Source organism: Pseudomonas sp. PS01297, from assembly GCF_029959305.1.
Classification (GTDB): domain Bacteria; phylum Pseudomonadota; class Gammaproteobacteria; order Pseudomonadales; family Pseudomonadaceae; genus Aquipseudomonas; species Aquipseudomonas helleri.
Genome location: NZ_JASCPQ010000022.1, coordinates 20,397 through 39,217 on the forward strand (window position 1 = coordinate 20,397; position 18,821 = coordinate 39,217).

Annotated in this window: 15 protein-coding genes and 1 tRNA gene; 9 read left to right on the forward strand and 7 right to left on the reverse strand. The window is 59.8% G+C overall.

The features are described 5' to 3' along the window. Positions 1-81: 81 nt before the first annotated feature. Positions 82-156 (reverse strand) — tRNA-Gln (locus tag QMX84_RS09290). 317 nt (positions 157-473) lie between these two features. Between QMX84_RS09290 and QMX84_RS09295 the strand changes: the two genes are divergently transcribed. Then, positions 474-1,031, forward strand: a complete 558-nt coding sequence (locus tag QMX84_RS09295) for an XRE family transcriptional regulator (protein ID WP_048368902.1) — start codon at positions 474-476, stop codon at positions 1,029-1,031. Between the two features lie 16 nt (positions 1,032-1,047). After that, entirely contained in the window at positions 1,048-2,394 is a 1,347-nt protein-coding gene (locus tag QMX84_RS09300) for a glutamine synthetase family protein (protein ID WP_282363667.1), read from the forward strand. 21 nt (positions 2,395-2,415) lie between these two features. Here QMX84_RS09300 and bamA read toward each other — a convergent pair whose 3' ends face one another. After that, entirely contained in the window at positions 2,416-4,782 is a 2,367-nt protein-coding gene (gene bamA / locus QMX84_RS09305) for an outer membrane protein assembly factor BamA (protein ID WP_282363668.1), read from the reverse strand. Between the two features lie 230 nt (positions 4,783-5,012). Here bamA and QMX84_RS09310 point away from each other — a divergent pair, with 230 nt between their 5' ends. The 3 genes from QMX84_RS09310 to QMX84_RS09320 all read left to right on the forward strand — a co-directional run bounded on the left by QMX84_RS09310 (position 5,013) and on the right by QMX84_RS09320 (position 7,998). Beyond that, positions 5,013-5,699, forward strand: a complete 687-nt coding sequence (locus QMX84_RS09310; protein WP_048368907.1) for a response regulator transcription factor — start codon at positions 5,013-5,015, stop codon at positions 5,697-5,699. Beyond that, positions 5,696-6,976 (forward strand): HAMP domain-containing sensor histidine kinase, encoded by a 1,281-nt coding sequence (locus QMX84_RS09315; RefSeq protein WP_282363684.1) that lies wholly within the window; start codon positions 5,696-5,698, stop codon positions 6,974-6,976. The genes QMX84_RS09310 and QMX84_RS09315 overlap by 4 nt, the downstream gene beginning before the upstream one ends. Before the next feature lie 572 nt (positions 6,977-7,548). Next, a complete protein-coding gene (locus QMX84_RS09320) occupies positions 7,549-7,998 on the forward strand; it encodes a hypothetical protein (protein WP_262124058.1) in 450 nt (149 codons plus the stop codon). A gap of 3 nt (positions 7,999-8,001) precedes the next feature. Here the strand turns inward: QMX84_RS09320 and QMX84_RS09325 are convergent, their stop codons facing one another. The 4 genes from QMX84_RS09325 to araD1 form a co-directional block, all read right to left on the reverse strand. Continuing rightward, on the reverse strand, positions 8,002-9,585 hold the full coding sequence (locus QMX84_RS09325) for an aldehyde dehydrogenase (NADP(+)) (RefSeq protein WP_262124060.1): 1,584 nt from the start codon (positions 9,583-9,585) through the stop codon (positions 8,002-8,004). Between the two features lie 80 nt (positions 9,586-9,665). Continuing rightward, positions 9,666-11,222 (reverse strand): altronate dehydratase family protein, encoded by a 1,557-nt coding sequence (locus QMX84_RS09330; protein WP_282363669.1) that lies wholly within the window; start codon positions 11,220-11,222, stop codon positions 9,666-9,668. Positions 11,223-11,245: 23 nt separating this feature from the next. Further along, positions 11,246-12,565, reverse strand: a complete 1,320-nt coding sequence (locus QMX84_RS09335; protein ID WP_048368912.1) for an MFS transporter — start codon at positions 12,563-12,565, stop codon at positions 11,246-11,248. Positions 12,566-12,634: 69 nt separating this feature from the next. Continuing rightward, positions 12,635-13,633 carry an AraD1 family protein gene (gene araD1 / locus QMX84_RS09340; RefSeq protein ID WP_282363670.1) on the reverse strand — a complete coding sequence of 333 codons (999 nt, stop codon included), beginning with the start codon at positions 13,631-13,633 and terminating at the stop codon, positions 12,635-12,637. 125 nt (positions 13,634-13,758) lie between these two features. Here araD1 and QMX84_RS09345 point away from each other — a divergent pair, with 125 nt between their 5' ends. Then, on the forward strand, positions 13,759-14,688 hold the full coding sequence (locus QMX84_RS09345; RefSeq protein ID WP_262124064.1) for a LysR family transcriptional regulator: 930 nt from the start codon (positions 13,759-13,761) through the stop codon (positions 14,686-14,688). Positions 14,689-14,698: 10 nt separating this feature from the next. Here QMX84_RS09345 and QMX84_RS09350 read toward each other — a convergent pair whose 3' ends face one another. Then, entirely contained in the window at positions 14,699-15,316 is a 618-nt protein-coding gene (locus QMX84_RS09350) for a TetR/AcrR family transcriptional regulator (protein WP_262124066.1), read from the reverse strand. Positions 15,317-15,438: 122 nt separating this feature from the next. Between QMX84_RS09350 and QMX84_RS09355 the strand changes: the two genes are divergently transcribed. From QMX84_RS09355 to QMX84_RS09365, 3 genes are all read left to right on the forward strand, one after another. Further along, positions 15,439-16,644, forward strand: coding sequence for an MFS transporter (locus QMX84_RS09355; RefSeq protein ID WP_282363671.1), 1,206 nt, complete (start codon positions 15,439-15,441; stop codon positions 16,642-16,644). A 256-nt stretch (positions 16,645-16,900) separates the two neighbouring features. Beyond that, the gene (locus QMX84_RS09360) at positions 16,901-18,124 is read left to right on the forward strand and encodes an SfnB family sulfur acquisition oxidoreductase (protein ID WP_282363672.1); all 1,224 of its coding nucleotides are present in this window, start codon (positions 16,901-16,903) and stop codon (positions 18,122-18,124) included. A gap of 2 nt (positions 18,125-18,126) precedes the next feature. Continuing rightward, positions 18,127-18,792, forward strand: a complete 666-nt coding sequence (locus QMX84_RS09365) for a methionine ABC transporter permease (protein ID WP_273223090.1) — start codon at positions 18,127-18,129, stop codon at positions 18,790-18,792. Positions 18,793-18,821 lie beyond the last annotated feature (29 nt).

Genomic DNA, 18,821 nt, shown 5'->3' on the forward strand with positions numbered 1-18,821 from the left:
CATGCTTCGGCAGCGGCTACAGGTTTTACGGGTTTAATTGGTTATTCGTTGGATGCCTGGCGGCTGAATAACACTGGAAAATGGCAGGGGCGGCTGGATTTGAACCAACGCATGGCAGGATCAAAACCTGCTGCCTTACCGCTTGGCGACGCCCCTGTATCTGTTGCGAAGAGTGCCTGGCACTCTGTGTGACGCTGCTTACTGCGAGGTCTTTAAGATCTGCTGTAAGAGTGGGCGAGAATATATCGACATTTTCTCGGCCTGTGAACCCCCTAGATGAAAAAAATCACGTAAAAACAGCCGCTTAGTGTTTTTTTAGGGCATGCCGAGAGGTTTTTTGCCCTTAGGCACGGTTGTCTGGTCAAAAAATAGCCTTGCGCTTGTGAAATTTACCGGGTAATTTTTCATGAAATTAAGCTAAATAAATTTCATGGCGGTGTGAATGTGCCTTCCAGGCTGTGCGGAATCAGGGCGTGAATAAACAAGAAGAAATCGCTGCGCTGGCGATCCTCATTCACGATCTGCGCAAGCATAAAAAAGTCACCCTTACGGAACTGGCCGACAAAATTGGCCGTTCGGTGGGTTTTATGTCCCAGGTCGAACGCGGGCTGTCCCGGCCGACGGTGGCGGATCTCACCGCCATCAGCGAAACGCTGGACGTGCCGACCACCTATTTCTACAACATGCCCAAGCCCAAAGCGTTGTCCTGGGTCACCCGGCCGGACGAGCGCCGCACCCTGTACCTGGCCAACGGCATCACCGACATTCTGGTTTCACCGAAAATCCGCGCATCGTTCTCCATGCTCGAAAGTCTGCTGGAGGCGGGTGCCACCAGCGGCGAGCGGCACATGCTCGACAGCTCCGAGCAGGGCGGTTATGTGCTGGAGGGCGAGTTGACCTTATGGTTGGGCGATGACGAAGACCCGGTGACCTTGCGCGCCGGCGACAGCTTTCAGTTCGACAGCAACACCTTGTGCCGTTACGCCAACCTGACCGAGCAGCTCACACGCGTGCTGTGGGTCTATACCTGATTTAAGGATGAATACGATGGATGCTGCGTGCTCTGACCTGCTGGCCGAAGTGCGGACTTTTCGCCAGCGCTACCCGGATGTGCGTTATGTCGACCTGATTTCCCTGGACATACCGGGGCATTTCTACGGCAAACGTTATCCGATCGACATGCTGGAAAAAGTCGCGGGGGGCAGCGCGCTCAAGTTGCCGCAAAACTGCGTGCTGCTGGGCGCGCAGGGCGGGTTGTTCAAGATCGGTGATTATTGCTTTAACGATGGCGACCCGGATGCGGTGCGCCGTCTGGTGCCAGGCACTCTCAAGCCGGTGCCCTGGGAAGGCCAGCCGTTGGGGCAGATGCTGATTACCTCTGACGGCACGGCAAAACCCATCGTATTCGAGCCGCGTGAAGTCCTCGCGCAAGTGCTTGATCGCCTGGCCAGCAAAGGCATTCATCCGGTGGTGGCGTTTGAGCTGGAGTTTTATCTCTTCGACAAGCACCTGCGTGATGGCTTGCCAAAATTTGCCCGTGACCCATTTACCGACGACACCGACGACCAACCCAACATGCACATCGAGCGCCTGTCGCGTTTTGCCCCGGTGCTCAATGAAATGGTCGAGGCGGCGCAAATCCAGGGTATCGATGCCACGGTCATCACCGCCGAGCTGGGCCCTGGGCAGTTTGAAATCAACTTTGGTCACCTCGACGATGGTTTGCGTGCCGCCGACTGGTCTGCATTGTTCTGCCGCAGCACCCGGGGTGTTGCGATGAAACACGGTTACCGGGCCAGCTTTATGTCCAAGCCCTACCTGCATCAGCCGGGCAGCGGCATGCATGTGCACGTCAGCCTGTATGACGCGGCGGGCAACAACCTGCTGGCGGCCAATCAACAGCAACCGCTGCGCCATGCCATTGCGGGCTGTCTGGAACTCTTGCCCGCGTGCATGCCTATTTTTGCCCCCAATCACAACGCTTTCCGCCGCTTGGGTGGCACCACCAACATCGCCACCCGCGCCAGTTGGGGCTTTGAGGACCGCGACGCGTGCTTGCGGATTCCCGAGTCAGACAGCAAAAACCTGCGGGTGGAATACCGTCTGGCGGGCGCCGATGCCAACCCGTATCTGGTGTTGGCGGCGATTTTGGTGGGGCTTGAGCACGGGCTTGAGTCGGCCAAAGAGCCGATTGCGCCACTTAACGAAGACCGCAACAGCGGCGTCGACTTCCCGCTGGACATGCTCGAAGCCGTGCGCGCCATGCAGCCCCAACCGCAGTTGCGCGCAGGTTTGGGGGCCGAGTTCGTCGACGTTTATTGCGAAAACAAACGCCAGGACCATCTGGCGTTTATGCAAGACATCAGCGCGCGGGAGTACCGCTGGTTTATGTAAATAACGTTCTCGCTGGGCGGGTTAGAACGTTTGCCCCAGCGAGAACTGGAAGATTTGCGTCTCGGCATCGGTCGGTTTGCGCACCGGGAAGGCCAGGTTGACGCTCAGCGGGCCCATCGGGCTGTACCACGTCACGCCCACGCCCAGCGAGCTGGCCATCTGGCTCAGGTCTACGCCGTCGCAGCCGGTGGTGGTGCTCAAGTAGCATTTGTCCGAATACACGCTACCGACGTCCCAGAACAACGAGGTTCGCAGTGATTTGTTGTCCTTGATGAAGGGAATCGGGAACAGGTATTCGACGCCGCCGGTGATCATGATATTGCCGCCCAGCGCATCGGTTTTGCGATCGGTGTAGTACTCCTGACCCATGCTGGCGTATTTGCCGGTGGCTGGGGTGTTGCGGGGCCCCAGAGTGCCGCTTTCAAAGCCGCGCACCGAACCTTCACCGCCTGCGGTGTAGTTTTCATAGAACGGCAGGCCGTCGGTTGAGCCGTAGCCATTGCCGTAGCCCAGGTTGGTATGAAAACGCAGCGAGGTGGACTGTGTCAGCGGCAGGAAGGTCTGGCCGCTGTAATCGATTTTGTAGAAGCTCAAGTCGCTGCCGGGCACCGTGACCATCAGGTTGAGGTTTTGCGAGTAACCGCGTGTCGCCAGAATCCCTTTGTTCAGGGTCGATTCCGACCAGCCCAGGTTGGCTTTGAAGTTGGTGAAGGACTTGCCGTCGCGCTGGATGAAGTCATAGATCTCATCGGCGCTGTAGGTGCCGGGCTTGAGTTCATCGTGCTGCGCGGTCAGGCCAAAACTGACCCGTGAGGTTTCGTTGATCGGGTAACCCAGGGTGATCCCGGCACCGTAGCTATTGATCGAGTAGTACGACACGCCATCGTCGTAATAATCGTTGTAGTCGGTTTTGTTGTAGAACGCGTTGTAGCCAAGGCTCACGCCGTCCGGGGTGAAGTAGGGGTTGGTGAAGCCGATGTTGTATTTGCTTTGGTACTCGGAGCGGGTCAGGCCAAGGCTGGCGGAGTTACCTGTGCCCAAAAAGTTGTTCTGGGTGATCGAGCCGCCGAGGATCAAACCGGCGTTTTGGGCAAAGCCGACGCTGGCGGTGATCGAGCCCGAGGCCTGTTCTTCAACGGTGTAGTTCACGTCTACCTGATCGTCGACACCCGCCACGGCCGGTGTTTCAACGTTGACCTCCTTGAAGTAGCCCAGACGCTCAAGACGCACCTTGGACTGATCAATCAGGTAGGTCGAGGCCCAGCCACCTTCCATCTGGCGCATTTCACGGCGCAGCACCTGGTCTTCGGTCTTGGTGTTGCCCCGAAAGTTGATGCGGTTGGCGTACGCGCGTTTGGCCGGGTCGACCACGAACACGATATCAACCGTGTGGTCGTTTTTATTCGGCGTTGGCACGGCGTTGACGTTGGCAAAGGTATAGCCTTCGTTGCCGAGGCGCCGGGTGATCAAGTCAGAGGTGGTGGTCATCAGTTTGCGCGAGAACACCTGGCCCTTTTGTACCAGCAGCAAGGCTTTGATCTGGTCCTCGGGGATTTTCAGGTCGCCGCGCAAGGACACGTCGCGCACGGTGTACTTTTCACCTTCATTGATATTGACGGTGATGAACACCTGCTTTTTGTCGGGCGAAATCGAGACCTGCGTCGAGATGATTTCCATGTTGATGTAGCCGCGGTCCAGGTAGTAAGAGCGCAGGCGCTCCAGGTCACCGGTGAGTTTTTCGCGGGCGTATTTGTCATCGTTCTTGAAGAACGACAGCCAGTTGGTGGTCTTCAGGGTGAACTGGTCGTCGAGTTCTGCCTGATCAAACACGCTATTGCCGACCACGTTGATGTGCTTGATCGCCGCCACCTGGCCTTCGTCAATCTTGATCTTCAACTGCACGCGGTTACGCGGTTGGGAGACGACTTCGGTGTCTACCGAGGCCGAGTAACGGCCTTGGGCCACGTATTGGCGCAGCAGCTCGTTGCGCACGCCTTCAAGGGTGGCCTTCTGGAAAATCTCGCCTTCGGCCAGCCCCGATTGCTTGAGGCCTTTCATCAGGTCGTCGGTGGAGATGGCTTTGTTGCCTTCTATATCAATGCTGGAGATAGACGGGCGTTCAACCACGGTGATGACCAGAACGTCGCCATCGCGGCCCAACTGAATGTCCTGGAAAAACCCGGTTTTAAACAGGGCGCGGGTGGATTCGACCAAGCGCTGATCATCCGCTTCTTCGCCGACATTCAAGGGCAGGGCGCCGAACACGCTACCGGCGGAAACCCGCTGCAAGCCGTTGATTCGAATATCAGAAATTTTGAAACCCTGGGCATGTGCAAGGGTGGCATTGAGCAGCAGTGCAACCGAGCAGAGCAGGCGCGGAAAATTCATCAAGATCTTTATTTCCAGAACACATCGACAAGCAGCGCTGGCGGGCGTGCGGATGACTCGAGCAGACGCCATGCTCCGCGAGCCACGCAAGCGGGTGGAGCGCCAGCATAAAAGCTCGGGGCGTTTGGTGCGGTTAACCCAGTGTCAAGTTAGGTAAAGGTTGGCGTTACGCGATGACGCTGCACGGTTCAGCTACGATAATGCCTGGCCCCCCTTTGCAAGAGTCCGCCATGATCCGTGTATTGCTCGTCGACGATGACCAGGAACTGACTGCACTGCTCAGTGAATATCTGGAGCGCGAAGGTTTTGCTGCGACCGCCGTGCACAGCGGCGAAGAGGGCGAAGTCCAGGCGTTGTCCGGTCGCTACAGCATTGTTGTACTGGACGTCATGCTGCCCCGGTTGTCGGGGATCGAAGTGCTGCGGCGCATTCGTGCGCGCAGCCAGGTGCCGGTGGTGTTGCTGACCGCCCGTGGCGACAACATTGACCGCATCACCGGCCTTGAACTGGGCGCGGATGACTACGTGCCCAAACCCAGCTCGCCGGGTGAACTGGTGGCGCGCTTGCGGGCGATCATGCGTCGGGTCAACCCCGCTCCTGACCAGACCGCGACCGAAGCGATCAAGACCGGGCAATTGGTGCTCTGGCCCGGCAAACGCCAGGCCCTGTGGCAAGGCAACGAGCTGGGCCTGACCAGCACTGAATTCAGCCTGCTCGAAGAACTGGCCCGTTGCGCCGGGCAAGTGGTGAGCAAGCAAGACTTGTCACTCAATGCCCTGGGCTGCCCGTTGACCCGCTACGACCGGCGTATCGACGTGCATATCAGCAGCATCCGGCAAAAACTCGGCCCGCGTCCTGATGCCAAAGCCTGGATCCAGAGCGTGCGCGGCCTGGGCTACCTGTTGATCGCTGAATAATGAAAGCGAGTCGACTGTTCTGGAAGCTGTTTCTGGCGTTCTGGCTGGCCACCACGCTGACGTTTTTTGTCGGCATGGGCTTTGTGATCCTGAGTAAATCAAAACCGGGGGACCCGCACCTCGACACCATCCTGACCAGCGAAATCCACCTGCTTGAAACCTTTGGTGTCGAATCGGGCATGCAGCTGCTCACGGTCTGGCGCCACCCCGATGACCAGGCCATTGGCGTGTATGACAGCAGCGGGCAATTGCTGGCCGGGTCACCCGTATTGCACCCGGTGTTCGAGCGCGCGGTGCTGAGCAAGGAAGGCATCGAGCTGTTTATCCGCTCGACCCGCGCGCCAGGTGAGCACGGCGAACCAGGGCCGGAGTTTGGCGAGGGGCCGGGCCTGATGCCGTTGATTATCGGCACGGTGATGAGCGCGTTGTTCAGCGGTTACATGGCCTTTTACCTGACCTGGCCGTTGACCTTTTTGCGCCGCGCCATGAGTGACGTGGCCCAGGGGCGTTTCGGGACGCGGGTCAAACCGATGATGGGCGGGCGCCGTGATGAAATCGTCGACCTGGCCGAAGACTGTGACCGCATGGCCAACCAACTGAGGCTGCTGGTCGAGGCGCAACAGAGCTTGCTGCATGACATCTCCCACGAATTGCGCTCACCGCTGACGCGCATGCAAGTGGCGATCGGGCTGTTGCATCAAGACCCCGGGCGCAAAGAAATGGTCGAGCGCATCGAGCGCGAGTCGGTGCGCATGGACACCCTGATTGAAGCGCTGCTGACCTTGGCCCGCGTTCAGGGGCGGCCCGACAGCATCGAGCGGGAGTTGGTCGACATCATCGAATTGCTCCGATTGATCGTTGAAGATGCGCAGTTTGAAGCGGGGGTCAAAGACTGCGAAGTCACCTTGCAGGCGGGCCCACCGTTTGTCAGCCGGGTGAGCGGTGAACTGCTGTATCGCTGCTTTGAAAACGTGATTCGTAACGCCGTTCGCCATACCCGCCCCGGCACGCGTGTGCGGGTAACCACCCAGACCAGCCTGGCGGGCAACAGCTTGCAGGTGCAAATTACCGATCATGGGCCGGGGGTTGAAGAACAGCGCCTGAAGAGCATTTTCCAGCCCTTCGAACGCGGCGCCAGCGAGCCCAGTGGCGGTTTTGGATTGGGCTTGGCAATTGCTTCACGCTCGGTGGAAATGCACGGCGGCACCATCGTCGCCTACAACCAGCCCTCGGGCGGCCTCACCGTAGAAATCAGCCTGCCCAAAGACCCCGTGTAGGAGCGAGCTCGCCTCGCGATCTTTTGATCTAGATCTTGCTTTTGATCTTGATCTTGATCTAAAAGGCCCCATTAAACCACGCTGGCCGAACGCAGGTTTTGCGCAGTGGGTAACCCGGCAGGACGCCGGGTTAGCCGCGACACGGCCATGGATGGCCGATCGCGGCGGGCCTACGGAGCAAGGCCTGTGGTGAGGGCATGCCGAGCCTCAGCGAGGCCCCGAGGGGTAGGGGCAAAAGCGTTTTGGTTACTTTGCCGCTTTTGCAAAGTGACGCGGCGTAAGGCCGGAACCCTAAGTGGCCGTTGCCGCAGCAACGGATATGTACTCAAGTCAAGAGCCCCCTCACCCTAGCCCTCTCCCGAAGGAGAGGGAACCGATTGGGGGATGCTGAAGATACTCGGCGGCCTGTTTGCTGCGCGACAGCGCGGCGTCGAAGACGGGGCGGCAGCTCACACGTTTTATGATCTTTACACGATATTACATAGCCTTGACGGCTCTGTACGCCTTGCCCCCGTAGACTTCCCGCTCAGCACTGTCTGAGGTTGTGGTGATGCCATTGAGTGGAGGTATACATGTTTTTGGTGCATAAAAAAGGCTTTGTCGCGGGCAAGAAAATGGTCGATGGGCTGGTGCCCTACGATTTTTTTTGTGAAGACAATCCGGCCATTAATCTGTTTGTGTTTACCGGCTCAAACGCTCAGGGCAAGGCGTCGGCAGAGCAAACCTTGTGGGGGTTTACCCGCCTTGAACGCTTTGAGGCATTGACCGATACGCTGGTGTCGCACAAGAAGAATCAAGACTGGTTTCAGACCGTTAGCGTGCTCACCGGCCCCGCCCAGAACGGCACCCAGAATGTGAAGTTCCAGCGCGTGCTGAAAATCATCAAGCACGTCAGCGTGGCGAATCGCGTACCCGGCAAAGTGCAATACGAGATTCTCACTGATGAGGGTGACACCTACTTCACCCTCAAGTCCGTGGCCCCGGACAGCGCGCAAACGGTTATTTACGCGGCTGACCAGTAAGCGTCAATTCAGCGCCTCACGGCTCGGCTGACCGTTGAGCAGGCGCTGGATCCCCAGCGGGTTGGCGTTCTTGAGCGCATCGGGCAGCAGGCTGTCCGGGTAGTTCTGGAAACACACCGGACGCAGGAAACGGTCGATGGCCAGGCTGCCGACCGATGTGCCACGGGCATCCGATGTCGCCGGATAAGGCCCGCCATGGACCATGGCATCACACACCTCAACCCCGGTCGGGTAGCCGTTGATCAGCAAGCGGCCAGCCTTGTGCTCAAGTACCGGCACCACTTCGGCAAAGGCTTGCAAGTCCGCAGGCTCACTGATCAGCGTGGCCGTGAGTTGACCGTGCAGGCTGTGCAGCGCTTGCAGCAACTGCGCTTTGTCGGCCACTTCAATGACGATGGTGGTCGGGCCAAAGACTTCTTCTTGCAGCACCTCGGCACCGCCGATCAGCAGGCTGGCATCGGCCTGGAACAGCTGCGGGTGCGCCTGATTGCCCTGTTGTTGCGAACCTGCGAGATGGCGAATGCCTTCGACCGAAGCCAAATGGCTGAGACCTTTGACATAGCTTTTCAGGCCACCGGCATTGAGCAGTGTGTGCGCCGGTTGGGCGCTGAAAAACGAGCCCAGTGCATCGACAAAGGCGCTGAACGCTGGTGAGGCAATCCCCAGCACCAGGCCAGGGCTGGTGCAGAACTGACCGGCGCCGAGCATCACCGAGCCACCCAACTCTTTGGCGATCTGTTCGCCGCGCTGTTGCAAGGCTTCTGGCAGCAACACCACCGGGTTGATGCTCGACATCTCGGCAAATACCGGGATCGGTTGCGGGCGTGCCGCCGCCATGTCACACAGGGCGCGACCGCCCGACAGTGAGCCGGTAAAGCCGACGGCTTGAATCGCCGGATGCTTGACCAGCGTTGCGCCAACCCCGGCGCCGTAGATCATGTTGAACACGCCCGCAGGCATACCGGTACGCTCAGCAGCCCGAATAATCGCCTGCGCCACCCATTCGGCGGTTGCCATGTGGCCGCTGTGGGCTTTGAACACCACCGGGCAACCGGCGGCCAGTGCCGCTGCGGTGTCGCCGCCTGCGGTTGAGAACGCCAGCGGAAAGTTGCTGGCACCGAAAACGGCGACCGGGCCGACGCCGATGCGGTATTGGCGCAGGTCAGCGCGAGGCAGCGGTTGGCGGTCGGGCAGGGCCTGATCGATCCGCGCGCCATAAAAATCGCCGCGCCGCAGCACCTGGGCAAACAAACGCATCTGCCCGCTGGTGCGGCCGCGCTCACCCTGAATACGCCCGGCGGGCAGGGCGGTTTCACGGCAAACAATGGCCACAAACGCGTCGCCCAGTGCGTCGATTTCTTCGGCAATGGCTTCTAAAAATTCCGCACGGCGGCTGGCGGGCAAACTGCGAAAGGCCGCGAAGGCGGCGCTGGCCGCGTTGGCGGCGGCGTCTACTTCGGCGTCGGTGGCCTGCACAAACTGATACGGCAGGGCTTCACCGGTCGTTGCATCCAGGCTTTGCAAATGAACAGCGCCAGCGCCGCTGCGCTGGCCGCCAATAAAGTTCTGGCCGGTAATCTGGGTCATGTCCATCTCCTTGAAAAAACAATGAAACCCGTGGGAGCGGGCAAGCCCGGTTCCCACAGGTGTGGTGTGTCATCACTGGCTTAGGTAATTGCACCGATCTGCCATGGCACAAATTCGTTTTGGCCGTAACCGTGCTGTTCGCTTTTACTGCGCTCACCGGAGGCGATGCGCAACATCAGGCGGTAGATGTACTCGCCGCGTTCTTCGATGGTCATGCTGGCGTCGGCAATGCCGCCGCAGTTCACGTCCATGTCTTCTTCCTGGGTCTCCCACAGGCGGGTGTTAGTGGCCAGCTTGATCGACGGCGAGGGCGCGCAGCCATAGGCCGAACCGCGCCCTGTGGTGAACGCAATCAGGTTGGCGCCGCCCGCCACCTGGCCGGTGGCCGAAATCGGGTCGTAGCCCGGCGTGTCCATAAACACCAGGCCGTGGGCGCGCACCGTCTCGGCGTATTCGTAAACATCGACCAGGTCACTGGAACCGGCTTTGGCCACGGCGCCCAGGGATTTTTCGAGGATGGTGGTCAAGCCTCCGGCCTTGTTGCCCGCCGACGGGTTGTTGTTCAGCTCGGCGTTCATGCGCTTGCAGTAGTCTTCCCACCAGTGAATCCGCTTGATCAGCTTTTCACCGACTTCACGACTGACCGCACGGCGTGTGAGCAAATGCTCGGCGCCATAGATTTCCGGGGTCTCGGAAAGGATTGCAGTCCCGCCCGCAGCCACCAGGCGATCTACCGCGTTGCCCAGTGCCGGGTTGGCGGTGATGCCCGAGTAGCCATCGGAACCGCCGCATTGCAAGCCGATGATCAAGTGTTTGGCACTGACCGGCTCACGCTCGACGCGGTTGGCCTCGGCCAGCAGGGATTTAACCTGCTCGATGCCGCTGGCAATGGTTTTCGACGTGCCGCCTGTGCCTTGAATGGTAAAGGCGCGCAGGAATTCACCTTTTTCCAGGCCTTGGGCCTCCAGCAAATCCGCGATCTGGTTGGTTTCACAACCCAGACCGATCATCAGCACCGAGGCAAAGTTGGGGTGAATCGCATAGCCGCCCAAGGTCCGGCGCAGCATGGCCAGGGCTTCGCCGCCGGGGTCGACTGCGCACCCAAAACTGTGGGTCAGGGCGACCACGCCATCCACGTTGGGGTAGTCGATCAGGGCCTGCGGGTTGATGTCGCGGCGAAAGTGATCGGCGATGGCCTTGGCCACCGTCGCCGAGCAGTTCACCGACGTCAGGATGCCCACGTAGTTACGGGTAGCGACGCGGCCGTCCGCGCGCACGATGCCCATAAAGGTGTCCTGGTTGGGCGTATGAATCCCCCGCGCATCCACACCAAAGGCGTAATCGCGCGAAAAATCCCCCATGGCCAGGTTGTGCACATGCACGTGTTCACCGGCCTTGATCGGCTGGCTGGCGAAGCCAATGATCTGTCCATAACGGCGTAGCGCCTGGCCGGCCTGCAGATCACGGGTCGCGATCTTGTGGCCCGAAGGGATGGCGTCCAGCGCTGTCAGCCCTTCGGACTCAAGGATCAGGCCTTTGGGAATGGGCTGGCGGGCAATCAGCACATCGTCCAGCGGGTTGAGTCGAATCACGGCGTTGGCAGCATTTTCACTGCCTGTTTTAGTTATGAGTTGCATCAACAGTTACCTCAGTGAAAGGCTCAGGCCAGACCGCGCTCGCGGTAGTCGATGAGGGATGAGAACAGCATCAGACCGAAAGCCATCACCACGAAGAAGATCAGCGCGAGGAAGTACGAACCGGTGAACTGCACGATCAGGCCGATCAGGATCGGTACGATGACGCCGACCATGTTGCCGCAGAAATTCATGCTGCCGCCCAGTACGCCCGCCTTGGATTTACCGCCCAAAATGGCTGGTAAGCACCAGTACATACCGCACCAGCGAATGAAAAACAGGGCCACGCAGAGCAGCGAAATCACGGTGAAAGCGTCCGGTGTGTAGGCCACCAGCAGGATGCACAGCGCAGCAATCGCCGCCGAGCCGCCGAACATGGTGCGCATCACCTTGTTCGGAGCGCCGCCTGCGTCTTTCCATTTGTCCGCCAGCCAACCGCCGAAGATCTCGCCGATAAACCCGCACATAAAGATCAGGAACGTTGCACCGCCCATGGCCTTGATATCGAGGTTGTGCGCCTTGTGCAGGTAGCTCGGCATCCAGGTCAGCAAGCCGTAGAACACGCTGTTGTAGCAGGCGTACCCGGCGAACATGGCCAATACCGAGCGGCTTTTCAGCAAGTCTTTGAGGATGGCTTTGCGTTCGCCGTTGGTTTTCGCCGCCTCGGCATTGGCGTTGGTGATATAGGCCAGTTCAGCTGCGTTGACTTTAGGGTGTTCGGCCGGGTTATTACGGATGTACCACCAGGCCCAGACACCGACGATCATGGTGCCGACACCGGCGATCACGAACGCAATGCGCCACGAGTCGAACCAGGTAATCAGACCCGCGATGATGATGGCGCCAAAGGCTGTGCCCAAGGGTGCGCCGCCATCCACCAGGGTTGCCCCGCGGCCCCGCTCATTGGGCGTCAGCCAGGCACCGTTCAGCTTGGCCCCGGCGGGCATGATCGGTGATTCGGCAACGCCCAGACCGATACGGGTGGCGAGCAAGGTCATCCAGCTGTGGGCGCCCCCTGCGATGGCCTGGAAGAAGCCCCAGCCCACGGTCGCCACACCGACGATATTGCGCACCTGAAAACGGTCCAGGAGCATGCCGCCAGGAATTTGCATCAGCGCATAGGACCAAAAGAACGCGCTGAGCATCAGGCCTTCCAGGGCCGGGGTCATTTCAAATTCGCTGGAAATCAGTGGCAAGGCCACCGACAGTGACGCGCGGTCGATGTAGTTGATCGCCGACAACAGCAGCAGGATCAAAAATATGCGCCAGCGCACCGTGGTAGGTCGTGAGGCGTCTGCAAGCCCGGCGGCCTGGCTGGGGGCGGCCGGTGCAATTTTGCTGTTCATGTTCGTCTCGCTTTTTTATGTTTTTTATCAAGCGGGGAGTGGGCTTGCAGGCAAGCCCACAAAGCCTTGCTACAACGTTACGACGTGCCCGGCTGGCAGTTCAGCGGTGCCTGCCTGTATGCCGTTGATCAGCGGTGCGCCGAACTCCGGCATGCTGATTTCGAAGCGGTCACCTTCCAGGGTGTGAATGTTGTCGGCCACCGACAGAGTGGCGGTCCCAAAGAAATGCACGTGTACATCGCCTGGGCGCAGGAACTGCGGGTACTTGAAGTGGTGGTATTCAAGGTTTTCCAGGCTGTGGCACATGTTGTCTTCACCGCTGAGAAACTCTTTTTCCCAGACCACCTCGTTCCCGCGCAGGATGCGGCTCATGCCGGTCAGGTGACGCGGCAGCTCGCCGACACGCAGCTCGGGGCCGTAACTGCAATTGCGCAATTTAGAGTGCGCGAGGTACAGGTAGTTACGGCGCTCCATGACGTGGTCAGAAAATTCATTGCCCAGCGCAAAGCCTACCCGGTAGGGCTTGCCATCGTCGCCCACTACATACAGGCCGGTCAGTTCGGGTTCTTCACCGGCATCTTCAGCGAAGGTCGGTTTGCTGAATGCACTGCCGGGGCGAACCACGATCGAGCCGTCACCCTTGTAGAACCACTCCGGTTGCACGCCCACCGTGCCGGATGCCGGGCGGCCACCTTCAATGCCCCACTGAAAAATACGTGCGGTGTCGGTCATGGTGCTGTGATCGGTTGCATTTTGCTGGTGCATCTTGTCGCGTGTCGAGGCGCTGCCCAAGTGGGTCAGGCCGGTGCCGCTGATCAGGCAGTGGGCCGGGTCTGCATGGTCCAGCGGCGGGAGTACGCGGCCTTGCTCCAGTGTCTGGCTATAACTGACAGGACTTGCCTCGGTGCCACGGGCCAGCACTTCAGCGACCAGGCCGTGGCCTTTACGGATGGCCTCCAGCGCCAGTTCGCGGGTGGTTTCGATGCCCAGCACCACATGGATCTCATCGCCCTCGATCACCCCGACGTGGCGCTGGCCTTGAGCTGTTTCAAACTGGATCAAGCGCATACAGTGAACTCTCGCAGATTATTTTTATGGCGGGTTGATAACCCCTTCTGGCGCTCACTTTAATTTTTGTCAGGGATGCTGCCTAATGACAGATGCTGATTGAGCGATAACCAATAGTCATCCCCATGCTGCCATCCCTGACCACCATCATTTCCCGGCTGCGCCTCAAACAACTGCGGTTGTTGATTGCGCTGGACGAATTCGGCTCGCTGCACAAGGCCGCCGAGTCTGTGGCAATTACCCAGCCCGGCGCGACCAAGGCGCTGCACGAAATTGAATCAACGCTGGGCGCAACCCTGTTCGAGCGCACGCCCAAAGGCCTGACGCCCAATGATCTGGGGCGTTGCGTGATCCGTTACGCGCGTTTGATACACACCGATGTGGCACACCTGCGCGAAGAAATGCTCGGCATTTTGCAAGGCCATGGCGGGCGTCTGTCGGTGGGGGTGATCATGGGCGCAGTGCCGGTGCTGGTGGAGTGCCTGGCGCAATTGCGCGCCAAACAGCCGCAGTTATCGGTAGAAATCGTCGAAGACACCAGCGCTCGCCTGTTGGGATTACTCGACGAAGGGCGCCTGGACCTGGCCATATGCCGCACCAGCGTCAGCAAACATCCGGCGGCTTATGACAGCCGCCTGCGCGAGCAGGAGCCGCTGATCGTGGTCGCTAACACCGCGCACCGGTTTGCGCGCCGTACGTCGCTGGCGTTGAGCGAACTGGCAGATTCGTCGTGGGTGGTGTTCCCGGTCAACATGCCCATGCGCCTGACCCTTGAGCGGGAGTTCAGGGAAGCGGGGCTTAACTTCCCGGCGTATCCGATTGAAACCTCATCGACCTTCACCACGCTGTCATTGCTCTTGCAGGACCCGCAACTGGTCGCCGTAATGCCGGTGGACGTTGCGCAAATGGCGGTGACCCACGGCATGCTGATGCGCTTGGCGCTGGACTTGAAATCACGCAGCGAGCCGTACGAAATCGTCACCCGCAAAGGCGTGGCATTAACCGCCCCGACGCAACTGCTGATTGATGAGCTGACCCGCCAAAAACAGACATGAGCGCAAGCCGTTACGCGGCCACGCGCATCACGTCCCATGCGCTCATTACCTGGGTGACAGCGGCGTCCAGTACTGCGTGCTCCAGGCCGTCCCGTGCAAGCGTCGTCAGCCCCAGCAAAAAGCTTTCAAACACTGTGGCCAACGCAACAACGTTGGTCTGCGCGGACAGTTCGCCCGAGGCGACGCCGCGCTCGATGCAGGCAATGAGCCCGGCCCGGTTACGCGCACGGGCTTGGGCCAGTGGGGCGCATATCTCCAGGGTTTCAGCCGAACACGCACTCATCAGCCCCAGTGTTACCAGGCAGCCACGTGGGTGCCCCGGTTCACATTGCATGCGGGCTGAGCGGCGCAACGCCAGTTCGATGGCTTCACGCGGGGCAATGCCGGGGTCTTGCAGGCTCTCGGTCACGCGGCCATGGGAGTTCAGATAACGTTCCATGACTTCTTTGAACAAGGCCTCCTTGGAGCCAAAAGCGGCATAAAAACTCGGTGCCGAAATGCCTGGGCCGATGTTCGCCTTGAGCTGGCTCAGCGAGGTGGAGTCATAACCATGCTGCCAAAACAGGTGCATGGCTTGAGTGATTGCCGCGTCACGGTCAAACGTACGTGGGCGTCCCATCTGGGCCATTGTCAGCCTCCTTTTTTCACAAGACATAAATACTAGTCGATACAAAAGTCGTTGACCAATCGCTTTTGCATCGCCAACATCTGTACCTATCGATACATAACTAAGACAGGTTGGGACAGGCGATGGTTGAAGAGCGCGACACTACTGAGCGATTACCCATGGGCGCGCTGCTGGCGCTGGCCATGACCGGGTTTATCTGCATTGTCACCGAGACGTTGCCGGCGGGTTTGCTGACCCAAATCAGCAGCGGCCTTGAGATCTCCTCGGCAATGGCCGGGCAGATGGTCACGGTCTACGCGCTGGGTTCATTGCTGGCGGCGATTCCTTTGACCATCGCCACCCAGGGCTGGCGGCGGCGCAATGTTTTGCTGCTGACCATTGTGGGTTTTCTGCTGTTCAACTCGATCACCGCGTGGTCGTCACACTATGGCGTGACCCTGGTGGCGCGCTTTTGCGCGGGCGCCTCGGCCGGTCTGGCCTGGAGCCTGTTGGCGGGGTACGCACGACGTATGGTTGCGCCGCACTTGCAGGGCCGCGCCATGGCGGTGGCGATGGTCGGTACGCCCATCGCGCTGTCACTGGGTGTACCGCTGGGCACCTGGCTGGGGGCGCTGATGGGCTGGCGCAGCGCCTTCGGCCTGATGTCGATACTGACTGTGGTGCTGATTGTCTGGGTGCTGGCCAAAGTGCCGGATTATCCGGGGCAGGCCAGCACCCAGCGCATCGGCTTGCGTCAGGTACTGCTGACACCCGGGGTGCGCTCCGTGCTTGCGGTGGTGATGACCTGGATGCTCGCGCACAACATGCTCTACACCTATATCGCCCCGTTTGTGACGCCAGCGGGTCTGGCCGATGAGGTGGATCTTGTGTTGCTGGTATTTGGCCTTGCGGCGCTGTTGAGCATCTGGCTGACCAGTCGGCTGGTCGACAGCCATTTACGCAGGGTGGTGCTGGTCAGCCTTGCTGCGTTTACCGCGATTGCCCTGTTGTTTGGTGTGTTCTTCCAGTCTGCGCCGGTGGTGTACGTCGGTATTTTCATCTGGGGCCTGTCCTTTGGCGGTGCGGCAACCTTGCTGCAGACGGCACTGGCAGACGCGGCAGGTGAGGGCGCCGATGTGGCGTTGTCGATGAACGTGGTGGTCTGGAACAGCGCCATTGCTGGCGGAGCGCTTACGGGTGGCGTGTTGCTCGATCAAGTCGGTGTGAGTGCGTTGCCCTGGGCGTTGTTGGTGTTGTTGCTGGCCGGGTTGTTGATCGTGTTCAACGCTCGTCAGCACGGTTTTCCCAAGGGGCGGCGCCAGGCCGGGGCTGCTGTCGTCGGTCATTGATGTTCACAAGCTCGCCTGCGTAGCGCCAACCCTGTAGGAACTGCCGAGGCACGAAGGCTGTGATCCTGGGTTTGCGCAGGCAGTGTTGGTCTGGCAACAGTTGTTCTACAGACTGTTGCCAGGCCAACTATTGATGCTTCGAATAAACAATAACTTACTGAATTTAAACAAAAAATTATCTGGCATGGATTCTGCTCTGTTGTGAATAACGATCGCATCTGTTGGCGATTAAACACGAGTCAAGAGTGAGAACCCCATGTCGAACACCCCAGCCGACGCCCATTACCCACTGTCTGTTCCCGATGCCCATGTCATCCGCACAGACGCAGAAGCCATTGAAGTCGCCCACAAGGTCGCCGCGTTTTTACTCGAAGGTGATGCCGAGCGCGACCGTCAGCGCGAAGTGCCTGCTGAGGTGGTGGACGTGTTCTCCAACAGCGGCCTGTGGGGCATTACCGTGCCCAAGGAGTACGGCGGTGCTGAGGTGTCGTTCGCCACGCTGGCCGAGGTGATCGCCATCATTTCGGCGGCCGATGCTTCTCTCGGGCAGATCCCGCAGAACCATTACTGCCTGCTCGAAGACATTCGTCTGCAAGGCACACAAGAGCAGAAGGCCTGGTTTCTTGGGCTGGCGCTCAAGGGCAATCGTTTTGCCAATGCGATTTCTGAAACCGGCGGCAAGACCGTGCAAGACATCCAGACGCGCTTTGTCAGCGAAGGCGATGAGGTGGTGATCAATGGCCGTAAAGGCTACTGCACCGGCTCGTTGTACGCCCATTGGCTGGGGGTGCTGGCGCTGAATGCCGACGACAAGGCGCACTTGGCGTTTGTGCCGCGGCGCACGCCGGGCCTCACCGTGGTGGATGACTGGTCGAGCATTGGCCAGCGCAACACCGCCAGCGGCACGGTGCTCGCAGAAAACCTGCGGGTGCCGGCCTTTAACGTGTTCAAGACGTACCAGTCTTATGAAAACCCGACCCTGGCCGGACCGATTGCGCAAATCACCACCGCTGCGATTGATGCTGGTATTGCTCGCGCGGCCTTGCGCGACACCCTGAGTTTTGTGCGTGATCACGCTCGCCCATGGATCGACTCGGGGTTGGACAAGGCCAGCGAGGACCCGCTGACCATCATCCAGATCGGCAAGTTGAGCATCCAGCTGGACGCCTCCGAAGCCTTGCTTGAACGGGCCGGCCGAGTCCTCGACCGCGAGCGCGAAAATCCAGGTGAAGACGGCGTGGCGCGGGCTTCGGTGGCGGTGGCCAAGGCCAAGGTGCTGACCACGGAAATCGCCCTGGAAGCCAGTAACCGTCTGTTTGAATTGGGCGGCACGCGTTCCTCGCTGGCGCGACACAACCATGACCGCCACTGGCGCAACGCCCGCGTGCACACCCTGCATGACCCGGTGCGCTGGAAGTACCACGTGGTCGGCAACTGGCTGTTGAACGGGGTCAATCCGCCGCGTCATGACTGGTCATAACGATGGACGCGCTGCTGAGCAACATCAACTGGCCTGAAATCGGCCAGGCCTGCCTCGACACCCTGAGCATGCTCGGCATGGCCCTGGGTTTTACCGTGTTGCTGGGGTTGCCGCTGGGGGTAGTGCTGTACCTCACCGGCAAGCAGCAGTTGCACGCCAAACCCGGTATCTACCGCGTGCTGTCGATGGTGGTGAATGTCCTGCGGTCGCTGCCTTTCATCATTTTGCTGATTGTGCTGATCCCGGTGACCACCTTGATCACCGGCACCTCGCTGGGGGTGGCGGGTGCCATTCCGCCATTGGTGGTGGGCTGTACGCCGTTCTTTGCGCGGTTGGTGGAAACCGCGCTGCGTGAAGTTGATCGCGGCCTGGTGGAGGCCACCCAGTCCATGGGCGCCACGACCTGGCAAATCATCTGGCACACCTTGTTGCCAGAGTCCCGGCCGGGGCTGATTGCAGCCGTCACGGTGACCGCAATCGTACTGGTGGATTACACCGCGATGGCCGGAGTGATCGGTGGCGGGGGCTTGGGCGACCTGGCAATCCGCTTTGGTTATCAGCGTTTTCAGACTGACGTCATGGTGGTCACCGTGGCCTTGCTGGTCCTGTTGGTGCAAGGGCTGCAAATGACCGGTGACCGTTTGGTGTCCCATTACAGCCGTCGTTGAGACGGCTCATTTTTGATTGTTCGGAGTTT

What these genes read in the sequence shown, in the direction of transcription:
- QMX84_RS09300 (WP_282363667.1), top strand. Translation starts at nt 1,048, where the DNA reads ATGGATGCTGCGTGCTCTGACCTGCTGGCCGAAGTGCGGACTTTTCGC.
- bamA (WP_282363668.1), bottom strand. Translation starts at nt 4,782, where the DNA reads ATGAATTTTCCGCGCCTGCTCTGCTCGGTTGCACTGCTGCTCAATGCC.
- QMX84_RS09310 (WP_048368907.1), top strand. Translation starts at nt 5,013, where the DNA reads ATGATCCGTGTATTGCTCGTCGACGATGACCAGGAACTGACTGCACTG.
- QMX84_RS09320 (WP_262124058.1), top strand. Translation starts at nt 7,549, where the DNA reads ATGTTTTTGGTGCATAAAAAAGGCTTTGTCGCGGGCAAGAAAATGGTC.
- QMX84_RS09325 (WP_262124060.1), bottom strand. Translation starts at nt 9,585, where the DNA reads ATGACCCAGATTACCGGCCAGAACTTTATTGGCGGCCAGCGCAGCGGC.
- QMX84_RS09330 (WP_282363669.1), bottom strand. Translation starts at nt 11,222, where the DNA reads ATGCAACTCATAACTAAAACAGGCAGTGAAAATGCTGCCAACGCCGTG.
- QMX84_RS09335 (WP_048368912.1), bottom strand. Translation starts at nt 12,565, where the DNA reads ATGAACAGCAAAATTGCACCGGCCGCCCCCAGCCAGGCCGCCGGGCTT.
- araD1 (WP_282363670.1), bottom strand. Translation starts at nt 13,633, where the DNA reads ATGCGCTTGATCCAGTTTGAAACAGCTCAAGGCCAGCGCCACGTCGGG.
- QMX84_RS09345 (WP_262124064.1), top strand. Translation starts at nt 13,759, where the DNA reads ATGCTGCCATCCCTGACCACCATCATTTCCCGGCTGCGCCTCAAACAA.
- QMX84_RS09350 (WP_262124066.1), bottom strand. Translation starts at nt 15,316, where the DNA reads ATGGCCCAGATGGGACGCCCACGTACGTTTGACCGTGACGCGGCAATC.
- QMX84_RS09355 (WP_282363671.1), top strand. Translation starts at nt 15,439, where the DNA reads ATGGTTGAAGAGCGCGACACTACTGAGCGATTACCCATGGGCGCGCTG.
- QMX84_RS09360 (WP_282363672.1), top strand. Translation starts at nt 16,901, where the DNA reads ATGTCGAACACCCCAGCCGACGCCCATTACCCACTGTCTGTTCCCGAT.
- QMX84_RS09365 (WP_273223090.1), top strand. Translation starts at nt 18,127, where the DNA reads ATGGACGCGCTGCTGAGCAACATCAACTGGCCTGAAATCGGCCAGGCC.